Origin of the sequence: Arthrobacter sp. AZCC_0090 (assembly GCF_014207375.1) — a bacterium.
GTDB lineage: Bacteria > Actinomycetota > Actinomycetes > Actinomycetales > Micrococcaceae > Arthrobacter.
Genome location: NZ_JACHEE010000008.1, coordinates 78857 through 99734, shown reverse-complemented (window position 1 = coordinate 99734; position 20878 = coordinate 78857). Strand labels below are relative to the sequence as shown.

The window sequence follows — 20878 nt, the reverse complement described above, 5'->3', positions numbered from 1 at the left end:
GGAAAGACCCACCCATGAAGACCAGCACAGAAACGTTGACGTTCGACGTCGCGGGCACCGGCGAGACGATCGAGCTCACCGACTTCTACGCCGTCGTCGCCGGCTACACCGGCCGCGACGCTGCCGCCGTCCAGCACCACATCGATGAACTTGCCGCCATTGGCGTCGCCCCGCCGCCCTCGGTGCCGATGTTCTATCCGGTGGAGAGCGTGACCGTGAGTTCCGCCCCGGAACTGACGATCGCGGGCGAGAAGACTTCCGGCGAGATTGAGCCGCTCTACATCCGGCACGGCGGACGCTACTACCTGGGCATCGCCTCGGACCACACGGACCGCCACGTCGAAACGATCGACATCGGCGACTCCAAGCGGGCCTGCCCCAAGCCCGTGGCCGGCACCGTCGTAGCAGTGCCGGAACTCGACGGGCTGTCGCTCGACGAGTGCCGGGCACGTACCTGGGTGGACGGCCGCCTGTACCAGGACGGAACGCTGGATAACTTGCGGACCCCCGCCAACGTCGTCGGACTCCTCCTGGAACGGAACGGGATCGGCGAACGGGACTTCGTCTGCCTTGGAGGCACCCTGCCGGTCATCGGCGGCGAGTTCATTTATGGCCGGGAATGGCGGATCGAACTGGCCTTCCCCAACGGAAACACCATCGACCACACGTACATGATCACGAAAGGACACCAGTCATGAGGACCGGAGAAGAGTACATCAAGACGCTCAATGATGGGCGTACCGTACTGATTGACGGAGAAGCAGTAGAAAACGTTGCCGAACACCCCGCGTTCCGCAACGTCATCCGCACCATCGCCGAGCTGTTCGACATCGCAGCCTATCCCGCCAATGGCATGCAGTACCACAGCGAAGAAATCGACGGCACGGCCAACCGGGTGTTCAGCATCCCGCGCACCGCGGAAGAGCTGAAGTTGCGCCGCCAGGCCGTTGAGCGATGGGCCAAGCACACCCACGGTTGGGTGGGCCGCAGCCCGGATCACGTGGGCACCTTCTTCGCGGCCTTCGGAGCCCACCCGGAGGTCTTCGAAAACTCCGAGCGCGACTTCGCAGGCAACATCCGCCGCTACTACGAGCGAATCCTGCGCGAAGACCTCTACGTCTCCTACGCGATCATCCCGCCGCAGGTATCCCGCGCGACGACGGCGTCCGGCTGGGAAGGCGACTTCCTGCAGGTCGGCGTGGTCCGGGAGACCGAAGAAGGCCTGATCGTCCGCGGCTCGCAGATGCTCGCGACCGGCGGCGCCATCGCCGACGAAGTCTTCGTCACCTGCATCAAACCCCTGGGCCCGGACGATGTCGACTTCGCCATCAGCTTTGCGCTGCCGACGGCTACGGAAGGACTCAAGTTCCTCTGCCGCCGCCCGTTCAGTCCGGCGGCCACCAGCGAGTTCGACTACCCGCTGACCAGCCACTACGACGAGCCGGATGCCCTGGTCATCTTTGAAGACGTCCTGGTTCCCTGGGACCGAGTCTTCATTGACCGCAGCGTGGAGACCCTGCGCCGCCAGTTCTTCGAAACCGGCGCGCACGCATTGGGCAACTGGCAGGCCCAGACGCGCTTCACCACCAAGCTGCAGTTCATCGCTGCCGTGGCGCGCAAAGTCACTCAGGTCAACGGCACGGACAAGATCCCGGGCGTCCAGGAGAAGCTCGGCGAACTCGCAGCCCTGGTCTCCTCGGTGGAGTCCGCGCTGATCGCCGCCGAGTACACGGCCCAGGCCGATTCCTCCGGAATGCTCGTTCCAGGCAAGCGCGCCCTCTATGGCGTGATGGGCCTGCAGTCCGAAACCTACCCGCGCGTCATTGCCATCCTGCGTGACTTGGTGGGCGGCGGTGTCCTGCAGCTACCCTCCAGCGTGGTGGACATGAAGAGTCCCGTGACGGCTCCCGACGTCGAGCGCTATATCGCGTCTCCGGGCGTTTCGAGCGAAGAGCGCATCAAGCTCTTCCGCCTGGCATGGGACATCATCGGCTCCGAATTCGCCGGGCGCCACCAGCAGTACGAGCTCTTTTACGCCGGGGCGCCGTTTGTCGTCAAGGGCGTTTACACCTATCGGAACTACGGCTACGAAGCGCAAGTCGCCGAACTCGATGAGTTCCTGGCCAGCTACGGCGTGGACGGCCGCAAGGAGGAGAACTAATCATGGCCAAGCCGGAGTTTGAATTCACCCCCACCTCATCGGTGGAGTTCACCCCTTGCACACCCCACATCGAAGGTCTCTCCGAAGCCATCCTGGCCCGCGACGACGCCAATGACTCCGTAACCCGCATCCTCAAGTTCGAACCGGGCACGGACACCTCTCCCAACGGAGCCCTGACTCACGACTTCTGGGAAGAGGTCTTCATCTTCGAAGGCTCCTTCGTGGACCAGCGCCTCGGCAGGACCTTCAACGCCGGTGACTGGGCCACCCGCCCCCCGGGCATGGAACACGGCCCGTGGATCTCCGAAGGCGGAGCCAAGATGTTCGAAGTGCGCTACTACCAGGACGGAAAGAACTGACATGGGCACTCCCGCAGTCTTCGCCGAGCCCGACGGGCTGGCCATGCGCCGGACCATGGGCCGCTTCCTCACCGGTGTTGCGGTGGTGACCACCGAGCACGACGGCGAGCAGTACGGCATGACCATCAACTCGCTCACGTCCATCAGCTTGGACCCGCCCATCCTGATGATCTCGCTGAACTTCAACACCCGAACAGGAGATGCCCTCCTGGCCAGCGGAAAATTCGCGATCTCCATCCTCGGCGCCAAGCAGGAAGCCGTGGCACGGCAGTTCGCCACACGCGGCGGCGCCCGCTTCGAGGCCGGTGAGTTCGACACCACCGAGGGCGGCCTGTCGGTCATCGCCGGTGCACTGTCCCAAGCAGAGTGCAGGGTGGTCCACCAATACGACATCGGCGACCACCAGGTGTTCTTCGGCCAGGTAGTGGGATGCCGCGACCGCGACGGCGAAGGCCTCGCGTTCAACGCAGGTAAGTTCGGCTCGTTCCGCGACTTCAACCACGACGCCATGCCCTGGACGTTCTAGGATCTGGCGCGACTCGGCGAGCGGTATGAGCACCTTCAGTCGATGAGCACCGGGGCTTCGGCGATCACCGAGGCCCCGGTGTGCTCCCGGGCCTTGGCGGAACGGTGGTGCAGCCAGTTCGCCACCGCCAGGACGGCCACGAGCCCGAAAGTGCTCAGGAGCTGGGGACGCGAATCCTCGCCAATGAAGCCGACGGCGAAGATGGCCACCAGGATGAGGAGCCCAAGGCCCGTGAGCCAGGGGAAGCCCGCCATCCGCAAGGGAAGGACCGTCCCCTCGCGATCAGCTCGGAGGCGCAATGCGAGTTGGGCGAGCAGAGCGGAGGTCCACACCAACAGGGACGTCGAGCCCACGATGTTGAGCAGGACGGGAAGGACCTTGTCCGGGAAGGCCACCTCAAGCACAGCCGTGACGACGCCGAAGGAGACACTCGCCAGCACGGCGACCGCCGGGACCCTGGCCTTCGACAGCGAGGCGAGGACGCGCGGCGCTTCACCCCGCTCGGCGAGCGAGAACGCCATCCGGGAAGCACCGTAAAGGTTTGCGTTGAGGGCGGAGAGCAGGGCCGCGACAGCAACCAAGGTGATGGCGGTGGCCGCACCGGGCATGCCGGCGGTTTCCAGGACGGCAGCGAATGGGCTCTTCAGGCCCGGGGAGCCCACGGGGACTACCGCAGCGATGACGAAAATCGACCCGATATAGAAAACCAAGATCCGCCAGAGCACCGTGCGCACAGCCTTCCGTACGCTGCGGGCGGGCTCCTGGGTTTCTGCTGCGGCCACCGACACGATCTCGGTGCCGCCGAAAGCGAAAGCCACCACGAAAAGCGCCGTGGCGATTCCCGCGAATCCGTGCGGGGCGAGATCGCCTCCGGTGAAATTGACCAGACCCGGTGACGGGACACCCGGCAGCCAGCCGCAGAGGAGGGCAACGCCAATGACGAGGAACCCAATGATTGCGGCCACCTTGAGCAGCGCGAACCAGAACTCGAATTCACCGAAATTCTTCACGCGGGTGAGGTTCACCGCGGTGAGGATCGCGATGAACACGAAGGTCATCAGCCATACCGGCAGTGCGGGGAAGACGGTTGAAAGCAGTCCTGCCGCTCCGAGCGCCTCCGCTGCGATGACAACTACGAGCTGCAGCCACCAGAGCCAGCCCACGGTGGCGCCGGCCACGGCTCCGAAAGCCCTGGCCGTGTAGACCGAGAAGGCACCGCTGTCCGGCTTGGCGGCCGCCATTTCGCCGAGGGCCCACATCACGAGGATGATGAGCGTCCCCGCAACGAGGTAGGAGATCAGCACGGCGGGGCCGGCGGCCTGGATTCCGGCGCCCGAGCCGATGAAGAGGCCCGCGCCGATGGCGCTTCCGAGTCCCATCATCGTGAGCTGGCGGGGTTTGAGCGTGGCCCCGAGCGCGGGGGCAGACGTCATTGTCTGGTGTTCCATGAAGGAGTCCTCTGGGTTGATGGTGGAACTGGATTGATGGTGGAACGGGTTGGGGTTGGGGACTTCAGGCTGTTTGGGCTTCCAGGACCTGAAGGACGCGATCGTTGGACATGGGATCGGCAACGGTGATCCGGATGCCGTCTCCCTGGTATGCCCGGACCAGGATGTCCGCGCGGTCGAATGCGGCCACGAGCCTTGCCAGGAGGTCCTCGTCTGCACGGATCCAGAGGAAGTTGCCCTGGCTCGGCCGCAGTTTCCAGCCCTGGGCTTCCAGCCGTATGGCCATCCGCGCGCGCTCTTCCTTGACGACGGCAACCCGGGCCCGCATTTCGTCGGCCGCGTCCAACGAGGCGATGGCTGCTTTCTGGGCGAGTGCGGTCACTGAGAAGGGGATCGCGGTCCGCCGGAGCCCTTCCGCGATTTCCGGTGCCGCTACGGCGTATCCCACGCGCAGGCCGGCCAGTCCGTAGGCCTTTGAAAAGGTGCGCAGGATGCACACGTTCGGGTACTCGCGGTAGAGCGCCAGGGAGTCGGGGCCGCTACCCGCTACGGCGTATTCCACGTAGGCCTCGTCGATCACCACGAGGACGTCGGAGCGCACGGAGCGGAGAAACACCTCAAGGCGTTCGTGGCTGATCGGCACGCCTGTGGGGTTATTGGGGGTGCAGAGCAGGATCACCTTGGTCCGCCCGGTGACTGCTGCGGCCATGGCGTCGAGGTCGTGGCCCTCGGCGTCGTCCAGCGGGATGCGGACAGGCCGGGCGCCTGCCAGCTCTACCAAGATGGGGTAGGCCTCGAAGGACCGCCACGCGAAGATCACTTCGTCCCCGGCGTCGCAGACTCCGGTGATGATCTGCTGGAGAACGCCGACGCTGCCAGGTCCCACGGCAATCTCGCCGGCGGTGACGGAGAGATGGCCGGCGATCCGTTCGCGGAGCTCGACGGCGGCCATGTCCGGGTAGCGGTTCATCCTGCCCGCCGCTTCGGCCACCGCTGCCGCGGCCGCGGGCAGGGGTTCGTGGTGGCTTTCATTGCTGGCGAGTGCTGCGATGTCCACCCCTGCGCTGCGCCGGCCCGGGACGTAGGACGGGAGGCCGGAGACCGCTGCACGAAGGATGGGGAGCGCAGTTTCGGCAGCCGTCAGGATCTGATCACTGGTCATGGCTAGATCATGGAAGTGACCCGGAGCACATTGCAAGATACTCTGGACGCCTTGGGATTTCTGCTCAACTTCTACTGTCTGTGGTGAAAATATGACCATCCCGAATCCCCGCAGCTTCGATTCACTGGACGCCAGGATCATCCTTGCCCTCGACAAGGACCCGGAGGCGAGCGCCTTGGCCCTTTCCCGGACACTCGGCGTCGCGCGGAACACGGTGCATGCGCGCCTGGCGAAGCTCGAGCGCGGGGGCGCCCTCAGGTCCTTCAGCCAGAGGCTTGACCCCGCGGCCCTCGGCTACGGCTTGCTGGCCTTCCTCTCCCTTGCCATCAGCCAAACCCGCACGGGTTCAGTGGAAGGCGGGCTCGGGGCGATCCCGGAAGTCATCGAAGTGCATGCCACCACCGGGGATGCAGACCTCATGGCCAAAGTGGTGGCCCGGGACACGGCCGATCTCTACCGCATCACCAACCAGATCCTGGAAATCGACGGGATTCAGCGGACCAGCACAGCCATCTCCGTCTTGGAACTCATGCCACCGCGTTTCGACCGCCTCTTGAACAGGCTGTCGAAACAGGAATCCGCTCTTCGGACGTAGACTGAGTGACCCCCGCCACAATTGAGCATATTCTCACCATTCCTGTGAATTATTGACAAATATCCCATGTGATATCGGCTCTCTTGCCTATCAACGGTATGGACCCGAAGATCGCTGACATGACTTCACTCACAGTGTCCGGCCGCGTGGCGCAGGTTCTCAGCAGCTATCTCAACGATGTGTTCGGCGTGATGGGCAACGGAAACGTCTACTTCCTGGACGCCGCCGAGAAGCAGGGCCTCCGCTTTTCCGCCGTACGCCACGAAGGCGCCGCCATCGCAGCGGCAGACGCCTACTACCGCGCATCCGGGCGCCTCGCTGCGGGGACCACCACCTACGGCCCGGGCTACACCAACGCCCTGACGGCACTCGCGGAGGCGGTCCAGGCGCAAATACCGGTCGTCCTGGTCACCGGTGACGCTCCGAGCAGCGGCGCCCGGCCCCAGGACGTGGACCAGGCGGCAATAGCCGCAGGTCTCGGCGCGGCCACCTTCACCGTCACCCGCGATGCCGCGGGCTCCATCACCCGGCAGGCGGTGGAGTACGCACTCACCACGCGCACCGCCGTCGTCATCGCTATCCCGTACGACCTCGCGGCGCTCGAAGCAGCGGAGGAAGAGCCCGCAGCGCCGCAGGCGGCTGCGATTGCGGACGACGTCGACGGCGGCCTCCAGCGGGTTGCCGGCCTTCTGGCCGGGGCGAAGCGGCCGCTCATCCTCGCGGGCCGCGGCGCGCATCTCGCCGGGGCCGGCCCCGAACTCCGAGGACTCGCCGACTGCCTCGGCGCGCTCACGGCCGGGACCGCCCTGGCGCTGAACCTGCTGGCGGGCGAGGGATACCTCGGCGTCGCGGGCGGCTTCGGCACTGATACTGCTGCCGGGCTCATGGACGAGGCCGACGTGGTGCTCGTGGCGGGGGCAAGCCTGAGCCCTTTCACGATGCGCTTCGGCCATCTGATCGGCCCGGACGCCACCGTGATCCAGATCGACACCGCCATCGAGCCGACGCACCCGCGGGTGGACATGTTCGTCAGTGCAGACGCGAAAACCGCCGCAGGCCGGATCCTCCGCATGCTGGATGACGCTGCCTCGCCGGAGGCCGCCGCAGGTCAGGGTTGGCGCTCGGAAGCCCTGAAGCGCCTGGCCGACGGACCGGCCCACCATGCCGGCTCCGAGGAGACTCCGGACGGCCGCCTGGACCCGCGCGCCCTCGCCACGGCACTGGATGCCGTCCTGCCTGAGCGCCGCACCGTGGTCCAGGACGGAGGGCACTTCGTCGGATGGGCACCCATGTACTGGCGGATCCCGCGGCCCCAAGACTTGATCATGGTGGGAACCGCCTATCAGGCCATCGGGCTCGGCCTTGCCAGCGCCGTCGGAGCCGCCCGGGCCGTGGACGACGGACGTACGCTGGTGCTGGCCTCCGGCGACGGCGGCTTCCTGATGGGCCTGTCCGACCTGGAATCCCTCATCGGCGCGGCCAGCAGCGCCGTCGTCGTGATTTACAACGACGCCGCCTATGGGGCCGAGATCCACCAGTACGGATCGAAGGGCCTCACCGAAAAGCCGATGCTCATCCCCGAGGTGGACTTCAGCGGCATCGGCCGCGCACTCGGGGCCGAGTCCGCGGTCATCCGCTCGCTGGCCGATCTTTCCGCGCTCAAAGAATGGATCGACGCCGGCGCCAAGGGAACCTTCGTGGCCGATTGCCGCATCACCTCGAGCGTCAGGGCCCCGTGGCTCAGTGAATGGATGAGGGCTTCGCAGGCCGCGAAGGAGACTGTCGCGGGCTAAGGGCGCGAGACCGTGGGATGCCGCTCCGTCGGACAAAGGGTCAATTCCGCCAACGGTGCTGGCTGGACCTCCGGCGAAGGCGGTCCCGCACGCGGGAAGGCCTCCCTTCGAGCGATTCGGAGGGAGGCCTTTTGTTTGACCTAGGGGTCCAGGGGCCTAAAGGAACCCGACCTTGGTCATCAGTTCGGTGACCTTCTCGCTGTTGAGCTTGGCGGGGTCCACCGAAGGTGCCTGGAGATCCTTGAGGGGCACAAGCTTGGAGTTGGCGGGCACATCGGAGCCAACGGTGTATTCAAAGGAGTCGCCTGTCTGGAGGACCTGCTGGCCCGCTTTGCCGGTGATGAACTTCAGGAACTGCTGGGCCTGGTCCTGTTTTTTGCTCGATGCCAGAACGGCGCCTCCGGAGACGCTGACGAACGCACCGGGGTCCTGGTTCTTGAAGTAGTGGAGATCAACATTCTTGCTGTTCTCTCCAGTCTGGGCCTGGTCCACGAACGAGTAGTAGTGGTACAGGACTCCTGCGTCCACTTCGCCGGCGTTCACGGCCGCGAGCACCGGGGTATCGTCCTTGTATGACTTGAAGTTGTTCTTCGCCGCCTCCAGCCATTTCTGGGTTGCGTCTTCTCCCTTGAGCGCGAGCATCGCGCTGACGATGGCCTGGAAATCCGCTCCGCCGGTGGACGCGCCGATGCGTCCCTTCCAGACGGGGTCGGCGAGGTCCATCAAGGACTTGGGGAGCTGATCCGCTGTGAGCTTGCCCTTGTTGTAGGCCAGCACGGTGGAACGGGCCGCGATGCCCGTCCAGTCGCCGGTGGAGGGCCTGTATTGCGCGGGAACCTGGGCGAGGGTTGTTTGGTCCACCGGGGCCAGCAAGCCGGCACTCGCGATGCGGACCATGGCCGGGGAGTTCTCCGTGAGGAAGACGTCCGCCGGGGAGTTCTTGCCTTCCTCACTGAGCTGGTTGCTCATTTCAAGGTCGTCACCGTTGCGGAGCGTCACCTTGATTCCCGTTTCCTTGGTGAAGGCGTCGACCCACGCGCCGGTGAGGTTTTCGTGCTGCGCGTTATATACGACAATGCCATCTCCGGATGCCGCGGCGGATGTGGAACTTCCGGTTGCCGTCCCGCTGGGTGAGCCGCTGCACGCCGAAAGTGCCAGCAGCGTGGCCGTGGCGGCGGCAAGGGCCGTAGCGGGTTTGATGCCGAATTTCATGGGGGGCCTTTCGAGGGTCCGGGCTGGACCGGACCAGTTGGGGAGATGCAGTTGGGGCAGTGCCGTTGTAGGCAAGGCAAACCTTACTGTAATAACAACATGCCATTGTTGCGTAATTCGGCGCACGCTGTGGTCGACTGTTACAAAGGACCGGCCACGGCGGATCGATAGCGAATAAGCCAGGGGAACGTCCCGGCCGGCAAGTCCACCCCGGGCGCAAGTGCCTGTCGGGCACATTCGCCAGGGTGCCACAACCGCTCCAGTCCGCACGGCAAGCCTGAGAGGCTGATCTGAGCCGAAGGAGCCAGAGCCTGCAAGGGTTCTGTCCGAGCCCGTGTTTGGTGAGCGCTTCCTTGATCTGTTCAATAGCGGCAGTCCTGCCAGCCCTGTGGGGTCCGATAGATCCGGCACGCGAGGTCCCCGGCTGCCGTTCCGTCGGAAAAATATCGGTTCCGTCAACGGTGATGGTCGGCGATCCGCCAAAGGCGGATCCTGCAGTGTCGGCCGCGGATTCCATCAGCCGCATGTAGATGGACGCGCCAAGTGAGGGTCCAGGCGGCCAGTCGCCGGGCTGCTTCATCCGAGTGAGGGCACTCGCCGATGTACAGAAGCTCGATTCTCATGGGCTTGTGAAAAAGTGAGGGTCCAGCGTTAGCGCCGACGCTCAGGACGACTATCGGCGGATCTGCGGGGTCGGCGTTGACTTGGGTGCGGTCCCGGTTAGGGTGTTGGTTTGGCCGTCGCGATGGTCTCACCACCGGCGGCGTCGATTACTTTTCTCGTACCGAGCGGTGCCTTCAGGGTCAGGGTGACGTCATGGTTTTTGGCTATCTGACAGGTACTTGAGGAATCCGGTTCCCGGGACACCGTGATCGTGATGGTGACGGAGTCGGCCTTTTCCGTGGCTTCGGCGGATTTGAGCGTATCGCACGCACCGTATCCGGTCGTGACTGTGATCGAGTTCGAGGTCTGCTCGGTCCGATAGTTGAACAGCACCGCGATGTAGTCGGCCGGGCTATTCGGAGGGATGGTGCCGGTCGGGCTTGGCTGCTGGGGGCCGGCGCACCCACCAGCCAGAAGCCCTATCAGCAGGACTGCCCCCGCGCGTGACGCTATCTGGATCATGCGGTGCGCAGCCATCCCGGGTAACCCCAGTAGGCGTCCCAGATGTCGCTGTAGATCTCGATACAGCCACCGCCACCACCACTGTGGATGCCTTTTGCAGCGACGGCGCCATCGGACCTCACGGTATAAACCGGCCCGCCCGAGTCGCCGCCGGTAGTACAGGTTCCGCCCTTCGTACCCCAGGAAACGTTGCGCGCTACTGTCCCGTCGCTGTATGTGAAATTCCCCCGTGCCGTTTGGGTCACCCATCCACATAGTTCACCCGAGTAGGCGCCACCGGTGCAATACTGGTCGCCTGCCTGGGGCCGGCGTGACCACATCTCCCTGACCGTGAGGTAATTGGCGGCCCCTGGCCCTCCCACGTACACGCCGGTACCGGACTGGAGACCTCCATTGAGCCTGATCAGGGAAAGATCGCCGCTGTAGTCGCTCGCTCCGGGAAAGCGGACCGAACCGGTTCCAGACAACCAGTTCGACTCACTGGCGTTGATCCACCCCAAGCTCTGGGCGGGGGTTGATACAGAGCCTCCGTTCGGGCCGCAGTGGCCCGCGGTGATCATGTAGTAGCTGGAGGAATCGATCCATGGCCACCCGACGGTGCAGCCGCCGACGGGAGCGTTGATATTCGCCCCGCCCCAAAACGGGGATGGGTCATAGTTCCTGCTTTGAGGCTTGACGATCGGCGGGTTAGCGACGATGACGACTTCGATCGCGGACGGATCGTACTTCGCTGCCAGCGACGACAGAAAAGCCGCCGGCGCCTGCGAAACCTCCAGAAGCACCCGCCCAGTCTGCGGGTCCGGGAAATTGGCAATCACAGTCGCCAAAGGTCCGACACCGATCGTCTCATCCATGATCTTCTGCAGGTACCTGCGGCTATGCGCGGCTGCGGCCGCCCGATGCTGCCGGAACGGTGCGACAGCCGCGTGCTTTCCGGTGGGTTTGGGCTTCGGGCGGGCCGCCGCGACCGGGTCGAAACCGGCAGCCTTGGCACGGCCGGCAGCCGTAGCAGCCGTCACCACTACCTCGTTCGTCGTACGGTCGAACCACGGGAAGGAGAAATTGTCCGGATCGCTCTGGCTCTGGTCCTCGGCCGCGTCCAGCGCGAGTGCCACGTCGTCGGGGAGCTGACTGCCAGCCACAGGAAGTGTCGGGAGGATCGTGATGCCGCTGGAATCCACATACGGGACCGTCGCGGCTGCCTGGCTTGCGCTGGCTGGAACGGTGCTGACCCCACCTACAGCCACCAGCGCAAGAACTACGGGAATGACCGCTTTCCGGACCCTCATGATGTTCCCCCAACGTCATTGTTCATCGAATCGGTGGAGGAAGTCTCCTGTAGCCAAAACAGATTGTCAATGGGCTGCGCCGCGGCGGTGCCGGAAGAGCCAGCAGACCCTCGTTATGGTTCGCTGATGTGCCGGAATTGGTTGTGGTCGAAGCCCTCCGGCCTGACTGTTGGTTCTCCTGCCTCGTCCTGGAACAGCCTGTAGTAGACGGTGGAAAGCCGGTCACTGCCGCTCAGTGTCCCGGCACGGTAAAGGTGGGCCGCCCACTGCGCGGCGACGATTTCCGAAACCCATGCATTGCACTCCCCCGAAGGCAAGACATCCGTCTGCCGGTGAGTCGGTGATGCCCGGCAACGGAGACCGTCGCGCATGTTCCGGAGAAGGACTTGTTCTGTCCCAGCCAGGCCGTGCCGGCGACGTCAGCGCCGAAGGTCAGGTCAACATGCCTGTCCGTGAACGAACGGGATCCGATCATGGGCATATTCCGCGTCTTTGGATCGAGGCTGTTCTCGGCATTGGTGATCCCCTCCGGGCCGTTATACAAGCGTTCCAGGCATCGTCCGGCGAGGTTCCATCACCACTGATCGCGAGTGGATCCCCGTACCGTCCCAGCGCCGCTTCCGCCGTTAAGAGCGCGCTAAATCTCTGCCCGCCGGCGTAAGGAAACCATTAAGACCGGCGGCGGCCGCCCTGTTTGGTGATCTGATGAAGAGAGGAAGCACCCGCCGTCGGGCCTTCCACCCGACCCTCCGCAGGAGCTGAATTCACCATGAAACGAATTGACCTGAACACGGGAACGGAACATGACGCCGAGTTGTCGGGCGCGCACCCTGAAGACTACGTCGTGGTCGATGACCTCGGTGATTTCACGTATTACCCGTCCGAGGCAGTCATGCTCGAAGACTTGGAGTACGTTGACGAAGCAGCCAGTATCCTCGACCGGGCGGGCAACGATTTTCGCTTGACGCTGGAGGGAAACAGAAAGCTGAGGCTGGGTTCCTCGTTCGGCAGGGTGGAATTTACCTGGCTCCGCCAAGCATGGATGAACGACCGGCGCCGGGATCCGCAGGCGCATCGATTGCTCCGTTTCTACCCCACAACTTTGGACGCCCTTCTGGCTGGAATTTTTGAAATCCTGACCCTTGAACTTGCCATCCAAGCCGCAGGCTCACCATGGGTGTTGGAGATGGGTGGAGAGGAAACGCACCCGGCGACACTCAAGGACGTCGATGGCCTGCTCGCTGGGCTTGATCATCTTGAAGCGGCATCTGTGCGCGACCCCTGCGGACACCACTATCGGCCGACCCGTCACGCACCTCACCCTTTCCGTTCCCGCAGCGCGGGGGCGATCTATTACGTCGAGATTGAGACCCACCCCGGGGAGGCCGGCAATGGTCCCCAAGTTTCTGACAGTTTGCCGTGAGTTCCTTCACTGCGGGTTACCGCCCGGTAGGCGTTCTGCGATAGTTGGGAACCATGGTGAACGTCCAGACCGAAATACTCATCCAGCAGCCCCGTGAGATCGTGGCGAGTTTTGCTTCTGATCCGGACAACGCGCCCGTCTGGTACGTAAACATCCGATCGGCGCGGTGGCAGACGTCGCGGCCTTTGGTTGTTGGATCACGGGTCGCTTTCACTGCGCGGTTCTTGGGCCGCGACCTCGACTATGTCTACGAATTCACCGAGCTTGTCCCCGGCGAGTCACTCACCATGCGCACAAGCCAAGGCCCTTTCCCGATGCGGACCACCTACACCTGGTCCGATGAGAATGGCGCGACCCGCATGACCCTTCGCAACACGGGTGAACCCTCGGGGTTCTCCGCTCTGGCCGGCATCGTTATGGCGCCGATGATGCGCAGGGCCATGCGGAAGGACCTCGAGAACCTCAAGAAGATCCTCGAAGCCCGCTAGTCCACGAAGCCCCCTGGGAACGGCTAGCCGCTCACCAGGAAACGGCGGCCGGGAACCTGGTTCCCGGCCGCCGCCCTCGCGTCAAGCGTTAGGAGCTAGGGCACGACGGCGACAACGTCGATTTCGACGAGGAAGTCACCGAGGAACGAACCCACCGTAGTCCGGGCCGGGTAGGGGATTTCGACGAACTTTTCGTAGATGGCGTTGAACCCCGCGAAGTCCCTGCCCGCCCTTAACCCGGACCTCATCGCCCGACGGTCTCACCCGTTGGTGAGGGTGACGTCGTCGAGGTACATCCAGGTGTCGTCCGCGGGGCTGGAGCCGTCGAGGTGGACGTTGAACCAGAGGGTGATGGTCTGGCCTTTGTAGGCGGAGAGGTCGGCGCTGAACTGGGTCCAGGTGCCGTTGTTGTTGCAGAGTTTGAGCAGGCTGCCCAGGATGGTGCCGCTGGTGGTGCGGACTTGTGCTTCCATCCAGTCGTAGGGGCAGGCGTTGCCGGTGCAGGGGTCTTCGGCGCTGTGGGGCTGGTACCAGAAGGACAGGGTGGAGGTCCCGGTGGCGGGAACCGTGATGGTCTGGGACAGGCTGCTGTCTCCGAGGGGCTCCGTTCCCGAGGCCAGGCCCAGGAGTGCGGAGCCGGTGCCGGTGTGGGCGGTGGTGGAGGCTACGGGTGCCCGGACGCCGCCGGTGGTCCAGGAGCTCAGCCCGGATTCGAAGCCTCCGTTGGTGATGGTCGTGGTGGTTGTCGCGGTGGGGGTGACCGGCGCCGAGGCCGCCGACGCCGGGGAGGTGCCGACGGCGTTCGTGGCGGTCACGGTGAAGGTGTAGGCGGTGCCGTTGCTGAGCCCGGTGACGGTGGTGCTGGTGGCGGGCGGGTTCCCGGTGACGGTGACCGGGGCCAGGGTGGTGGTGCCGGCGTGCGGGGTGACGGTGTAGGTGGTGATCGGGGAGCCGCCGTTGGCCGGCGCGGTCCAGGACACGGTCGCGGAGCCGTTGCCCGCGGTCGCGGTGACCCCGGTGGGGGCGGCGGGCGCGGTCGGTGTTGTCTGGCTGTTGGTCAGGGTGACGTCGTCCAGGTACATCCAGGTGTCATCCGCCGGGCTGGAGCCGTCGAGGTGGACGTTGAACCAGAGCACGATGCTCTGCCCGTTGTAGGCGGTCAGGTTGGCGCTGAGCTGGGTCCAGGTGCCGGAGTTGCTGCTGAGTTTGAACAGGCTCGCCAGGGTGGTGCCGCTCGTTGAGCGGACTTGGGCTTCCATCCAGTCGTAGCGGCAGGCGGTGCCGGTGCAGGTCTCGTCCGCGGTGTGGGGCTGGTACCAGAAGGACAGGGTGGACGTCCCGGCGGCGGGGACGGTGATGGTCTGGGACAGGCTGCTGTCGCCCAAAGGCTCGGCACCCGACGCGAGCCCGAGCAGCGCGGAGCCGGTGCCGGTGTGGGCAACAGCAGAGGCCACGGGTGCCCTGACCCCGCCGGTGGTCCAGGAGCTCAGCCCGGATTCGAAGCCGCCGTTGGTGACCCCGGGAACCGGCGCGGCCGGGGTGACGGGCGCCGACGCCGCAGACGCCGGGGACGTCCCGACGGCGTTGCTCGCCGTCACCGTGAACGTGTAGGCGGTGCCGTTGCTCAGTCCGGTGACGGTCGCCGTCGTCGAGGGCGGATTACCGGTAACCGTCACCGGAGCCAAAGCCGTGCCACCTGCGGAAGGCGTCACCGCGTACGAGGTGATCGGGGAACCGCCGTTGGCCGGTGCCGTCCAGGACACCACCGCGGAAGCGTTCCCCGCCGTCGCGCTCACCCCGGTCGGAGCGGCAGGCGCCGTCGCCGCGGCCGGGGTGACGGGCGCCGACGCCGCAGACGGAGCAGAAGTCCCGACGGCGTTCGTCGCCGTCACCGTGAACGTGTACGCCGTGCCGTTGCTCAATCCGGTGACGGTCGCCGTCGTCGAGGGCGGATTACCGGTAACCGTCACCGGAGCCAGGGCCGTGCCACCTGCGGAAGGCGTCACCGCATAGGAGGTGATCGGGGAACCGCCGTTGGCCGGTGCCGTCCACGACACCACCGCGGAAGCGTTCCCCGCCGTCGCGCTCACCCCGGTCGGAGCCGCAGGCGCCGTCGCCGCGGCCGGGGTGACGTCGATCATGGAGTAATCGTCCGTGGTGATCGATCCATTGGATTGGATGTTCAGTCCGTAGCTGACGCCCGAGGCACCTGCCGGAAGAGCCGGCGTGGTCCAGGTAATTTGGGTCCAGTTGCTACTGGCGTTGAACAACGGGCTCGCTGTCCAGTAGGTCCAGTACCCCGTTCCTGTGCGGTAATAGACCTCGAATTGTGTGATGACGTTGGATTTGTACCACGCGCTGAGCTGATAGACATGGCCGGGAGTTCCCGTAGGCGAGCAGCCGCCAAGGTCTAGCGCAGGTAGGAGCTTCGCGTCACCGCTGACGTACCCGCTCAGCCTCAGAAGCTCGGCGTTGTTACCAGTGTGACCGGGCGAGACCACGGAAAAGGTGGGCGTATTAGTGCCGTATCCACCCGCAGCCCAGCACAGCGGAATTCCGCTGGTAAGCGTCTCCAGGCTCGGATTCTGGATCATGTTGGTTCCCTGTGGAGGCGGGGGCGGCACAGGCGGGCCCGAGACGAGGGGCTGGACCGCGCCACCGATTACCTGGTCAACCGTCTTCACGGCAATGCTGCCCGCTGTCTGTTGTTGCGCTAGCCATGAGGCGAATTGGTTGAACAAACTGGGGCTGATGGTGAGCGTCGGATCGGTTCCCACCGCGATGTGGTGGAAGGTCAATTGAACCCAGCCACCGCCCGCGGCTTGGGCCTTGGTCACGGAGTCTTCAAGGTTGGACAGCGTCCACGTGCTGTCCACTTCCTCCGGCGCGGCAGTGTCATACGGGTTGGCGGGTGGGATGGTCTCCGCTGCCGGCAGTCCCGGATCATCCTTGCTGTAGAGGTCACCCAGCCCACGCGCACTGTTGAATCCGCAGTTCTTCACGATGGTCTGGACCGCCGGGTCCAAGGAAGCGAAGGGGTAGGCGAAGCTGGTGACCTTGAAGCCCATGCTTGCCAAGGCGACCCTGCCGTTGCACACCTGGCGCGTCACTTCATCCGAGGTCAACGTGACCAAGTCCGGGTGGGTGACGGTGTGTCCGGCAATCTCATTGCCGTCCGCAAAGAGTTGCTGCAGGTTCGCCGACGTGAAATAGCTCGGCTGGTCGATCCACCCGGAGGGGACGAAATAGGTGCCGTGAAGTCCGAGGTTCTTCAGCGTGGCTGCGGCATTCAGCTGGTCGGCATTGCCGTCATCGAAAGTGAGCGTGATGACGGTGTTTGCGGCGGCATGGGCCGGCAGGGCAAAACCGCTCAGGAGTGCCAGGACCATCGAAGCGCTCGCCCCAACGGCTCCCCAAAGAGGCCCGCGACGCCGCGCCGTCGCCCTCTTGCGCGTCGAGAACATACCCACCACACCCACCGTCCAATCGAAGCCGGAGCAAACCAGTCAAGGATGGGAGCATCCCGCACTAGACCTGCGGTGATGATAGGGCGACGAATAGGGCCGTGTCTTGAGTGGGCTCACCCGGTTGGATCCAGCTCATGGCGCGCAAGCACTCTAGAGTCCAACTGCGGGCACTCTAGGGCTGGTTAACGAACTTACAGTGCCTTGACAGCGCTCAACACCTTGGTGAGGGACTCCTTGGCGTCGCCAAAAAGCAGGGTTGTCTGCGGCTCATACATGAGTTCGTTCTCAATGCCCGCGAATCCCGGCCGCATGGACCGCTTCAGGAAGACGACTTGGCGCGCGTCGGCCACTTCGAGGATGGGCATACCGTAGATCGGCGAACCCGCACTGGTCTTCGCTGCGGGATTGACGACGTCGTTCGCACCGACCACCAGCGCGACGTCGGCCGTCCGGAATTCCGAGTTGATCTCGCCCATTTCCTTGAGGGACTCATAGGGCACGTTCGCTTCGGCGAGCAGGACGTTCATGTGGCCGGGCATGCGTCCGGCCACTGGGTGGATCGCGAAATCCACATCGATGCCTCGCGCCTCAAGTGCGAGCGCCAGCTCGGCGGCCGTGTGCTGGCCTTGGGCTACCGCGAGCCCATAGCCGGGAACGATGATGACCCGCTGCGCGTAGCCAAGAAGCACGGCCACGTCCTCCGCGCTGGATGAGCGGACGGGCCGATCGCTCACCGCCGTCGATCCCGCCGTCGAGCCTCCCTTGAACGCGCCGAAGAGGATGCCCGCAACGCTGCGGCCCATGGCCGCGGCCATGGCCCGGGTGAGGATGGTGCCCGAGGCGCCCACCAGCGTGCCCGCCACCACCAAGAGCACATTGCCAAGCACCAGGCCCGAGGCCGCCACGGCCAGGCCGGTGAAAGCGTTCAGCAGCGAGATGACAATCGGGACGTCGGCGCCGCCCACCGGCAACACGAGCAGCACGCCCGCCGCCAGTCCCAGCACCAGGAGCAGCAGCGCGAGCGCGAGGGAACCGCTGAAAACGACGGCGACGGCGGCACCCACCGCCGCGAGCAGCACCGCTCCCATGAGCGTCGGCAGGCCGGCGAACACCACCGGGCGGGTGGTCATGAGCTCCTGCAGTTTGGAAAAGGTGATGGCGGAACCCGCGAACGACACCGCCCCCACCAGCAGCGTGAAGACAATGGCCACGCGCACCCAGGGGTCCTCAGTGTGCGCGAGTTCCAGGAGTGCCACGAGCGCCGCGGCACCGCCACCCACTCCGTTGAACAGCGCCACGAGCTGTGGCATCTGCGTCATCTTGACCTGGCGCGCCACCGGCGCGGCCACGCCCGAACCGACCACCATCGCCCCCAGGATCCAGGGAACGTTGTCCATTTTGACGGACATGAAGACGGTGGCGACGGCGAGCGCCGCGCCGAAAGCGCCCACCAAATTGCCGCGCCGGGCGGTGCGCGGAGAATTCAATCCCTTGAGCGCGAGGATGAAACACACGGCCGCCGCGAGGTAGAGGAGCGAGGTCCACACCGGATCGATGAGGGTCATCGCATACCTTCCTTGGCCTCGGGTTTCTTAGCCGCAGTCACTTCGCGTTTGCGGCCGCGGAACATCTCGAGCATGCGGTCGGTCACCACGAAGCCGCCCACCAGATTGGCGGTGGCGAGGACGACGGCGAGCAAAGCCACCGTGAGGACCCACGGGTCCGAGGCCTGCCCGGCAACGATGATCGCGCCCACCAGGATGATTCCGTGAATGGCGTTGGCCCCGGACATCAAAGGCGTGTGGAGGGTGCTCGAGACCTTGGAGACCACCTCGAAACCGACGAACACCGCCAACACGGTGACGGTGAGAAGGGCGATGCCGTCCATTACGAAACCCCCTCGCTCGCGGAGCCCATGGAACCTGCGGAGCCCACTGATTCTGCCGTCTCGGCGGATAGTGCCTCGAGAGCCTCCGCCGTGGGAGCGTGCCGCACCTCGCCGTCGTGCGTCAGGCACGCACCCGCCACCACCTCATCGCCGAAGTCCGGAACAACGGCTCCATCACAAGTCATCAGAGCAAGGAGGTTGGCGACGTTCTTCGCGTAGAGGCGCGAGGCGTCCGCAGGCATCGCGGAGGCGACATCCTTCATCCCCACCAGGGTGACCGTGCCTTGGCCGTCCGCCGTCGGAATCTCAATGTCCAGGCCAGGCACCGAGCCCTCCACGTTGCCACCTGACTCGGCGGCGAGGTCGACGACCACCGAGCCCGGGCGCATGTGCTGGACCATCTCGCGACTCACCAGGAGCGGGGCCCGCCGTCCGGGGACAGCCGCCGTCGTAATGAGTACGTCGGACTGGGCAACGTGCGGTGCGAGCAGTTGGCGTTGCAGGGCGCCGCGATCGGCGCTGAGCTCGCGGGCATAGCCGCCGGACGCTTCAGCCGTCTCGACGTCGAGCTTAATGAACGTGCCGCCCATCGAGGCCACCTCGTCCGCCGACGCCGGCCGGATGTCGTTGGCGGAAACGCGTGCGCCCAGCCTCTTCGCAGTACCGATGGCTTGTAGACCCGCCACACCGGCGCCCAACACCAGAACGCGGGCCGGGGGGATGGTTCCGGCGGCCGTCATGTATAGCGGGAAGAAGCGCGGCAGGCGCATCGCGGCCTCGAGCACGCAGCGATACCCGGCCACGAGGGCCTGCGAGGTGAGGGCGTCCATGGATTGTGCGCGGGAGATGCGCGGCACCAGCTCGAGCGCGAAGGAGGTCACGCCCGCTTCGGCAAGCGCGCGGACGGTGGGAAGTTCCGACGACGGCGAGGCCAGGCCCACGGTGACGGCACCCCGGCGCAGCGCGGCCGCCGTCGCGGGCCCTAGGGGGCGGACGTGCGCGTAGACGTCCAGTCCTGCGAGATCCAAGCCAGGAACGATGAGGGCGCCCGCCTGGCGGTAGTCGTCATCGCTGTGGCCTGCGGCCGTTCCGGCTCCGCTTTCGACAAAGACCTCCAGCCCCAATCCTGCCAACTGCGTGACGGTCTCGGGCGTCGCAGCAACCCGCCGCTCACCATCCAGGCGTTCCCGCGCTATGCCAAGTTTCACCCGCATTCCCTTCCCGAAACCTCATTGCCCCTCTGAACATCGTCATTGCCCCGAGCCGTCGTTGGCTTGAGTCTAGGACGCGGAAGGCCCGGGCGGGAGTAGGTGCCGAGGTCATCTCGCGGACGGTCCGGCGCACCACTCCATTACCCACGTTTTGGATCGAACCCCACCAAGATCAGCGTTGCCTTGATCACGCAGAGGATGGTGACGATTCCAATGGCTACCGTGGGCCGGTTCCACGTGGAAATGACGTTTCCTTCCGAGGAAAGAAAGCCTGAGGCCCGGGCATCCTGCTACGCCTTCGCGATTTCGTCGCGACGGCCTACTACCGCAGGCTGGCTTAATCGCTGGTACTTCGTGCCCCCTGCCGTGATGACAACAGCTTGGATCCCTGGGTTAACGCGTGCACACCGCGTTCCCGCAGCAGGTTCACGGTGACGCGACCCGACATCCGCGTCTCGAAAAGCTGTTGTTTTCCAAGACGGCAACGTGGTCTGACTCGCAGGATTCTAGTTTGCCGTTAGCGCCCTCTCACAGTGCATTTCACCGTGCGGGTCTTACGTACATTGCCTTCTTTGACCCCGGACCGGGAGCCTGTGGAAACAAGGAGTGTGCTGTCAGGGACCGGCTTACAGGCGGAGCTAAAAGGTTGGTCAAAGGGTCACACCGCTCGTACCGCCTGGCTACGAGCGGTACGTTCGCGTTCTCAACCCGATCGAGATTGATAACGGCTC

19 protein-coding genes are annotated in these 20878 nt (G+C 65.0%); 8 read left to right on the top strand and 11 right to left on the bottom strand.

Annotated features, from left to right (window positions below; translation table 11 throughout):
• The first annotated feature begins 14 nt into the window (after positions 1–14).
• From HNP00_RS13920 to HNP00_RS13905, 4 genes are read left to right on the top strand one after another with little or no spacing between them, the layout of a single operon-like run.
• Positions 15–698 (top strand): DUF2848 family protein, encoded by a 684-nt coding sequence (locus tag HNP00_RS13920; RefSeq protein ID WP_184740075.1) that lies wholly within the window; start codon positions 15–17, stop codon positions 696–698.
• Positions 695–2161: a 4-hydroxyphenylacetate 3-hydroxylase family protein gene (locus HNP00_RS13915; protein WP_184740073.1), complete on the top strand. Its 1467-nt coding sequence runs from the start codon at positions 695–697 to the stop codon at positions 2159–2161. Before HNP00_RS13920 ends, HNP00_RS13915 begins: the two co-directional genes overlap by 4 nt.
• A 2-nt stretch (positions 2162–2163) precedes the next feature.
• A complete protein-coding gene (locus HNP00_RS13910) occupies positions 2164–2520 on the top strand; it encodes a cupin domain-containing protein (protein ID WP_184740071.1) in 357 nt (118 codons plus the stop codon).
• 1 nt (position 2521) lies between these two features.
• Positions 2522–3046, top strand: a complete 525-nt coding sequence (locus HNP00_RS13905) for a flavin reductase family protein (protein WP_221451499.1) — start codon at positions 2522–2524, stop codon at positions 3044–3046.
• 35 nt (positions 3047–3081) lie between these two features.
• Here the strand turns inward: HNP00_RS13905 and HNP00_RS13900 are convergent, their stop codons facing one another.
• Together HNP00_RS13900 and hisC are read right to left on the bottom strand one after the other, a co-directional pair.
• Positions 3082–4494: an amino acid permease gene (locus HNP00_RS13900; RefSeq protein WP_184740069.1), complete on the bottom strand. Its 1413-nt coding sequence runs from the start codon at positions 4492–4494 to the stop codon at positions 3082–3084.
• Positions 4495–4558: 64 nt separating this feature from the next.
• Positions 4559–5656 carry a histidinol-phosphate transaminase gene (gene hisC / locus HNP00_RS13895; RefSeq protein ID WP_184740067.1) on the bottom strand — a complete coding sequence of 366 codons (1098 nt, stop codon included), beginning with the start codon at positions 5654–5656 and terminating at the stop codon, positions 4559–4561.
• Positions 5657–5747: 91 nt separating this feature from the next.
• On the opposite strand from hisC, the gene HNP00_RS13890 reads away from it, so the two are divergent.
• Positions 5748–6251 carry an Lrp/AsnC family transcriptional regulator gene (locus HNP00_RS13890; protein ID WP_184740065.1) on the top strand — a complete coding sequence of 168 codons (504 nt, stop codon included), beginning with the start codon at positions 5748–5750 and terminating at the stop codon, positions 6249–6251.
• Positions 6252–6370: 119 nt separating this feature from the next.
• The gene (locus HNP00_RS13885) at positions 6371–8044 is read left to right on the top strand and encodes a thiamine pyrophosphate-binding protein (protein WP_184740063.1); all 1674 of its coding nucleotides are present in this window, start codon (positions 6371–6373) and stop codon (positions 8042–8044) included.
• A 156-nt stretch (positions 8045–8200) separates the two neighbouring features.
• Here the strand turns inward: HNP00_RS13885 and HNP00_RS13880 are convergent, their stop codons facing one another.
• From HNP00_RS13880 to HNP00_RS13865, 4 genes are all read right to left on the bottom strand, one after another.
• Positions 8201–9256: an iron ABC transporter substrate-binding protein gene (locus HNP00_RS13880; RefSeq protein WP_184740061.1), complete on the bottom strand. Its 1056-nt coding sequence runs from the start codon at positions 9254–9256 to the stop codon at positions 8201–8203.
• Positions 9257–9976: 720 nt separating this feature from the next.
• Positions 9977–10381 carry a hypothetical protein gene (locus HNP00_RS13875; RefSeq protein WP_184740059.1) on the bottom strand — a complete coding sequence of 135 codons (405 nt, stop codon included), beginning with the start codon at positions 10379–10381 and terminating at the stop codon, positions 9977–9979.
• Positions 10378–11670, bottom strand: a complete 1293-nt coding sequence (locus HNP00_RS13870) for a trypsin-like serine protease (RefSeq protein ID WP_184740057.1) — start codon at positions 11668–11670, stop codon at positions 10378–10380. The genes HNP00_RS13875 and HNP00_RS13870 overlap by 4 nt, the downstream gene beginning before the upstream one ends.
• Positions 11671–11783: 113 nt before the next feature.
• Positions 11784–11987 carry a hypothetical protein gene (locus HNP00_RS13865; protein WP_184740055.1) on the bottom strand — a complete coding sequence of 68 codons (204 nt, stop codon included), beginning with the start codon at positions 11985–11987 and terminating at the stop codon, positions 11784–11786.
• Positions 11988–12439: 452 nt separating this feature from the next.
• Between HNP00_RS13865 and HNP00_RS13860 the strand changes: the two genes are divergently transcribed.
• A complete protein-coding gene (locus HNP00_RS13860) occupies positions 12440–13093 on the top strand; it encodes a hypothetical protein (protein ID WP_184740053.1) in 654 nt (217 codons plus the stop codon).
• Positions 13094–13146: 53 nt separating this feature from the next.
• Complete coding sequence (locus HNP00_RS13855; protein WP_184740051.1) at positions 13147–13581, top strand: SRPBCC family protein; 435 nt, start codon at positions 13147–13149, stop codon at positions 13579–13581.
• Between the two features lie 95 nt (positions 13582–13676).
• Here the strand turns inward: HNP00_RS13855 and HNP00_RS13850 are convergent, their stop codons facing one another.
• The 5 genes from HNP00_RS13850 to HNP00_RS13830 form a co-directional block, all read right to left on the bottom strand.
• The gene (locus HNP00_RS13850) at positions 13677–13829 is read right to left on the bottom strand and encodes a RidA family protein (RefSeq protein WP_221451498.1); all 153 of its coding nucleotides are present in this window, start codon (positions 13827–13829) and stop codon (positions 13677–13679) included.
• 12 nt (positions 13830–13841) lie between these two features.
• The gene (locus HNP00_RS13845) at positions 13842–16970 is read right to left on the bottom strand and encodes a fibronectin type III domain-containing protein (RefSeq protein WP_184740049.1); all 3129 of its coding nucleotides are present in this window, start codon (positions 16968–16970) and stop codon (positions 13842–13844) included.
• 269 nt (positions 16971–17239) lie between these two features.
• Positions 17240–18613, bottom strand: coding sequence for an NAD(P)(+) transhydrogenase (Re/Si-specific) subunit beta (locus HNP00_RS13840; protein ID WP_184740047.1), 1374 nt, complete (start codon positions 18611–18613; stop codon positions 17240–17242).
• On the bottom strand, positions 18610–18936 hold the full coding sequence (locus HNP00_RS13835; RefSeq protein WP_184740045.1) for an NAD(P) transhydrogenase subunit alpha: 327 nt from the start codon (positions 18934–18936) through the stop codon (positions 18610–18612). Before HNP00_RS13835 ends, HNP00_RS13840 begins: the two co-directional genes overlap by 4 nt.
• Positions 18936–20144 carry a Re/Si-specific NAD(P)(+) transhydrogenase subunit alpha gene (locus HNP00_RS13830; RefSeq protein WP_184740043.1) on the bottom strand — a complete coding sequence of 403 codons (1209 nt, stop codon included), beginning with the start codon at positions 20142–20144 and terminating at the stop codon, positions 18936–18938. Before HNP00_RS13830 ends, HNP00_RS13835 begins: the two co-directional genes overlap by 1 nt.
• Positions 20145–20878: the final 734 nt, after the last annotated feature.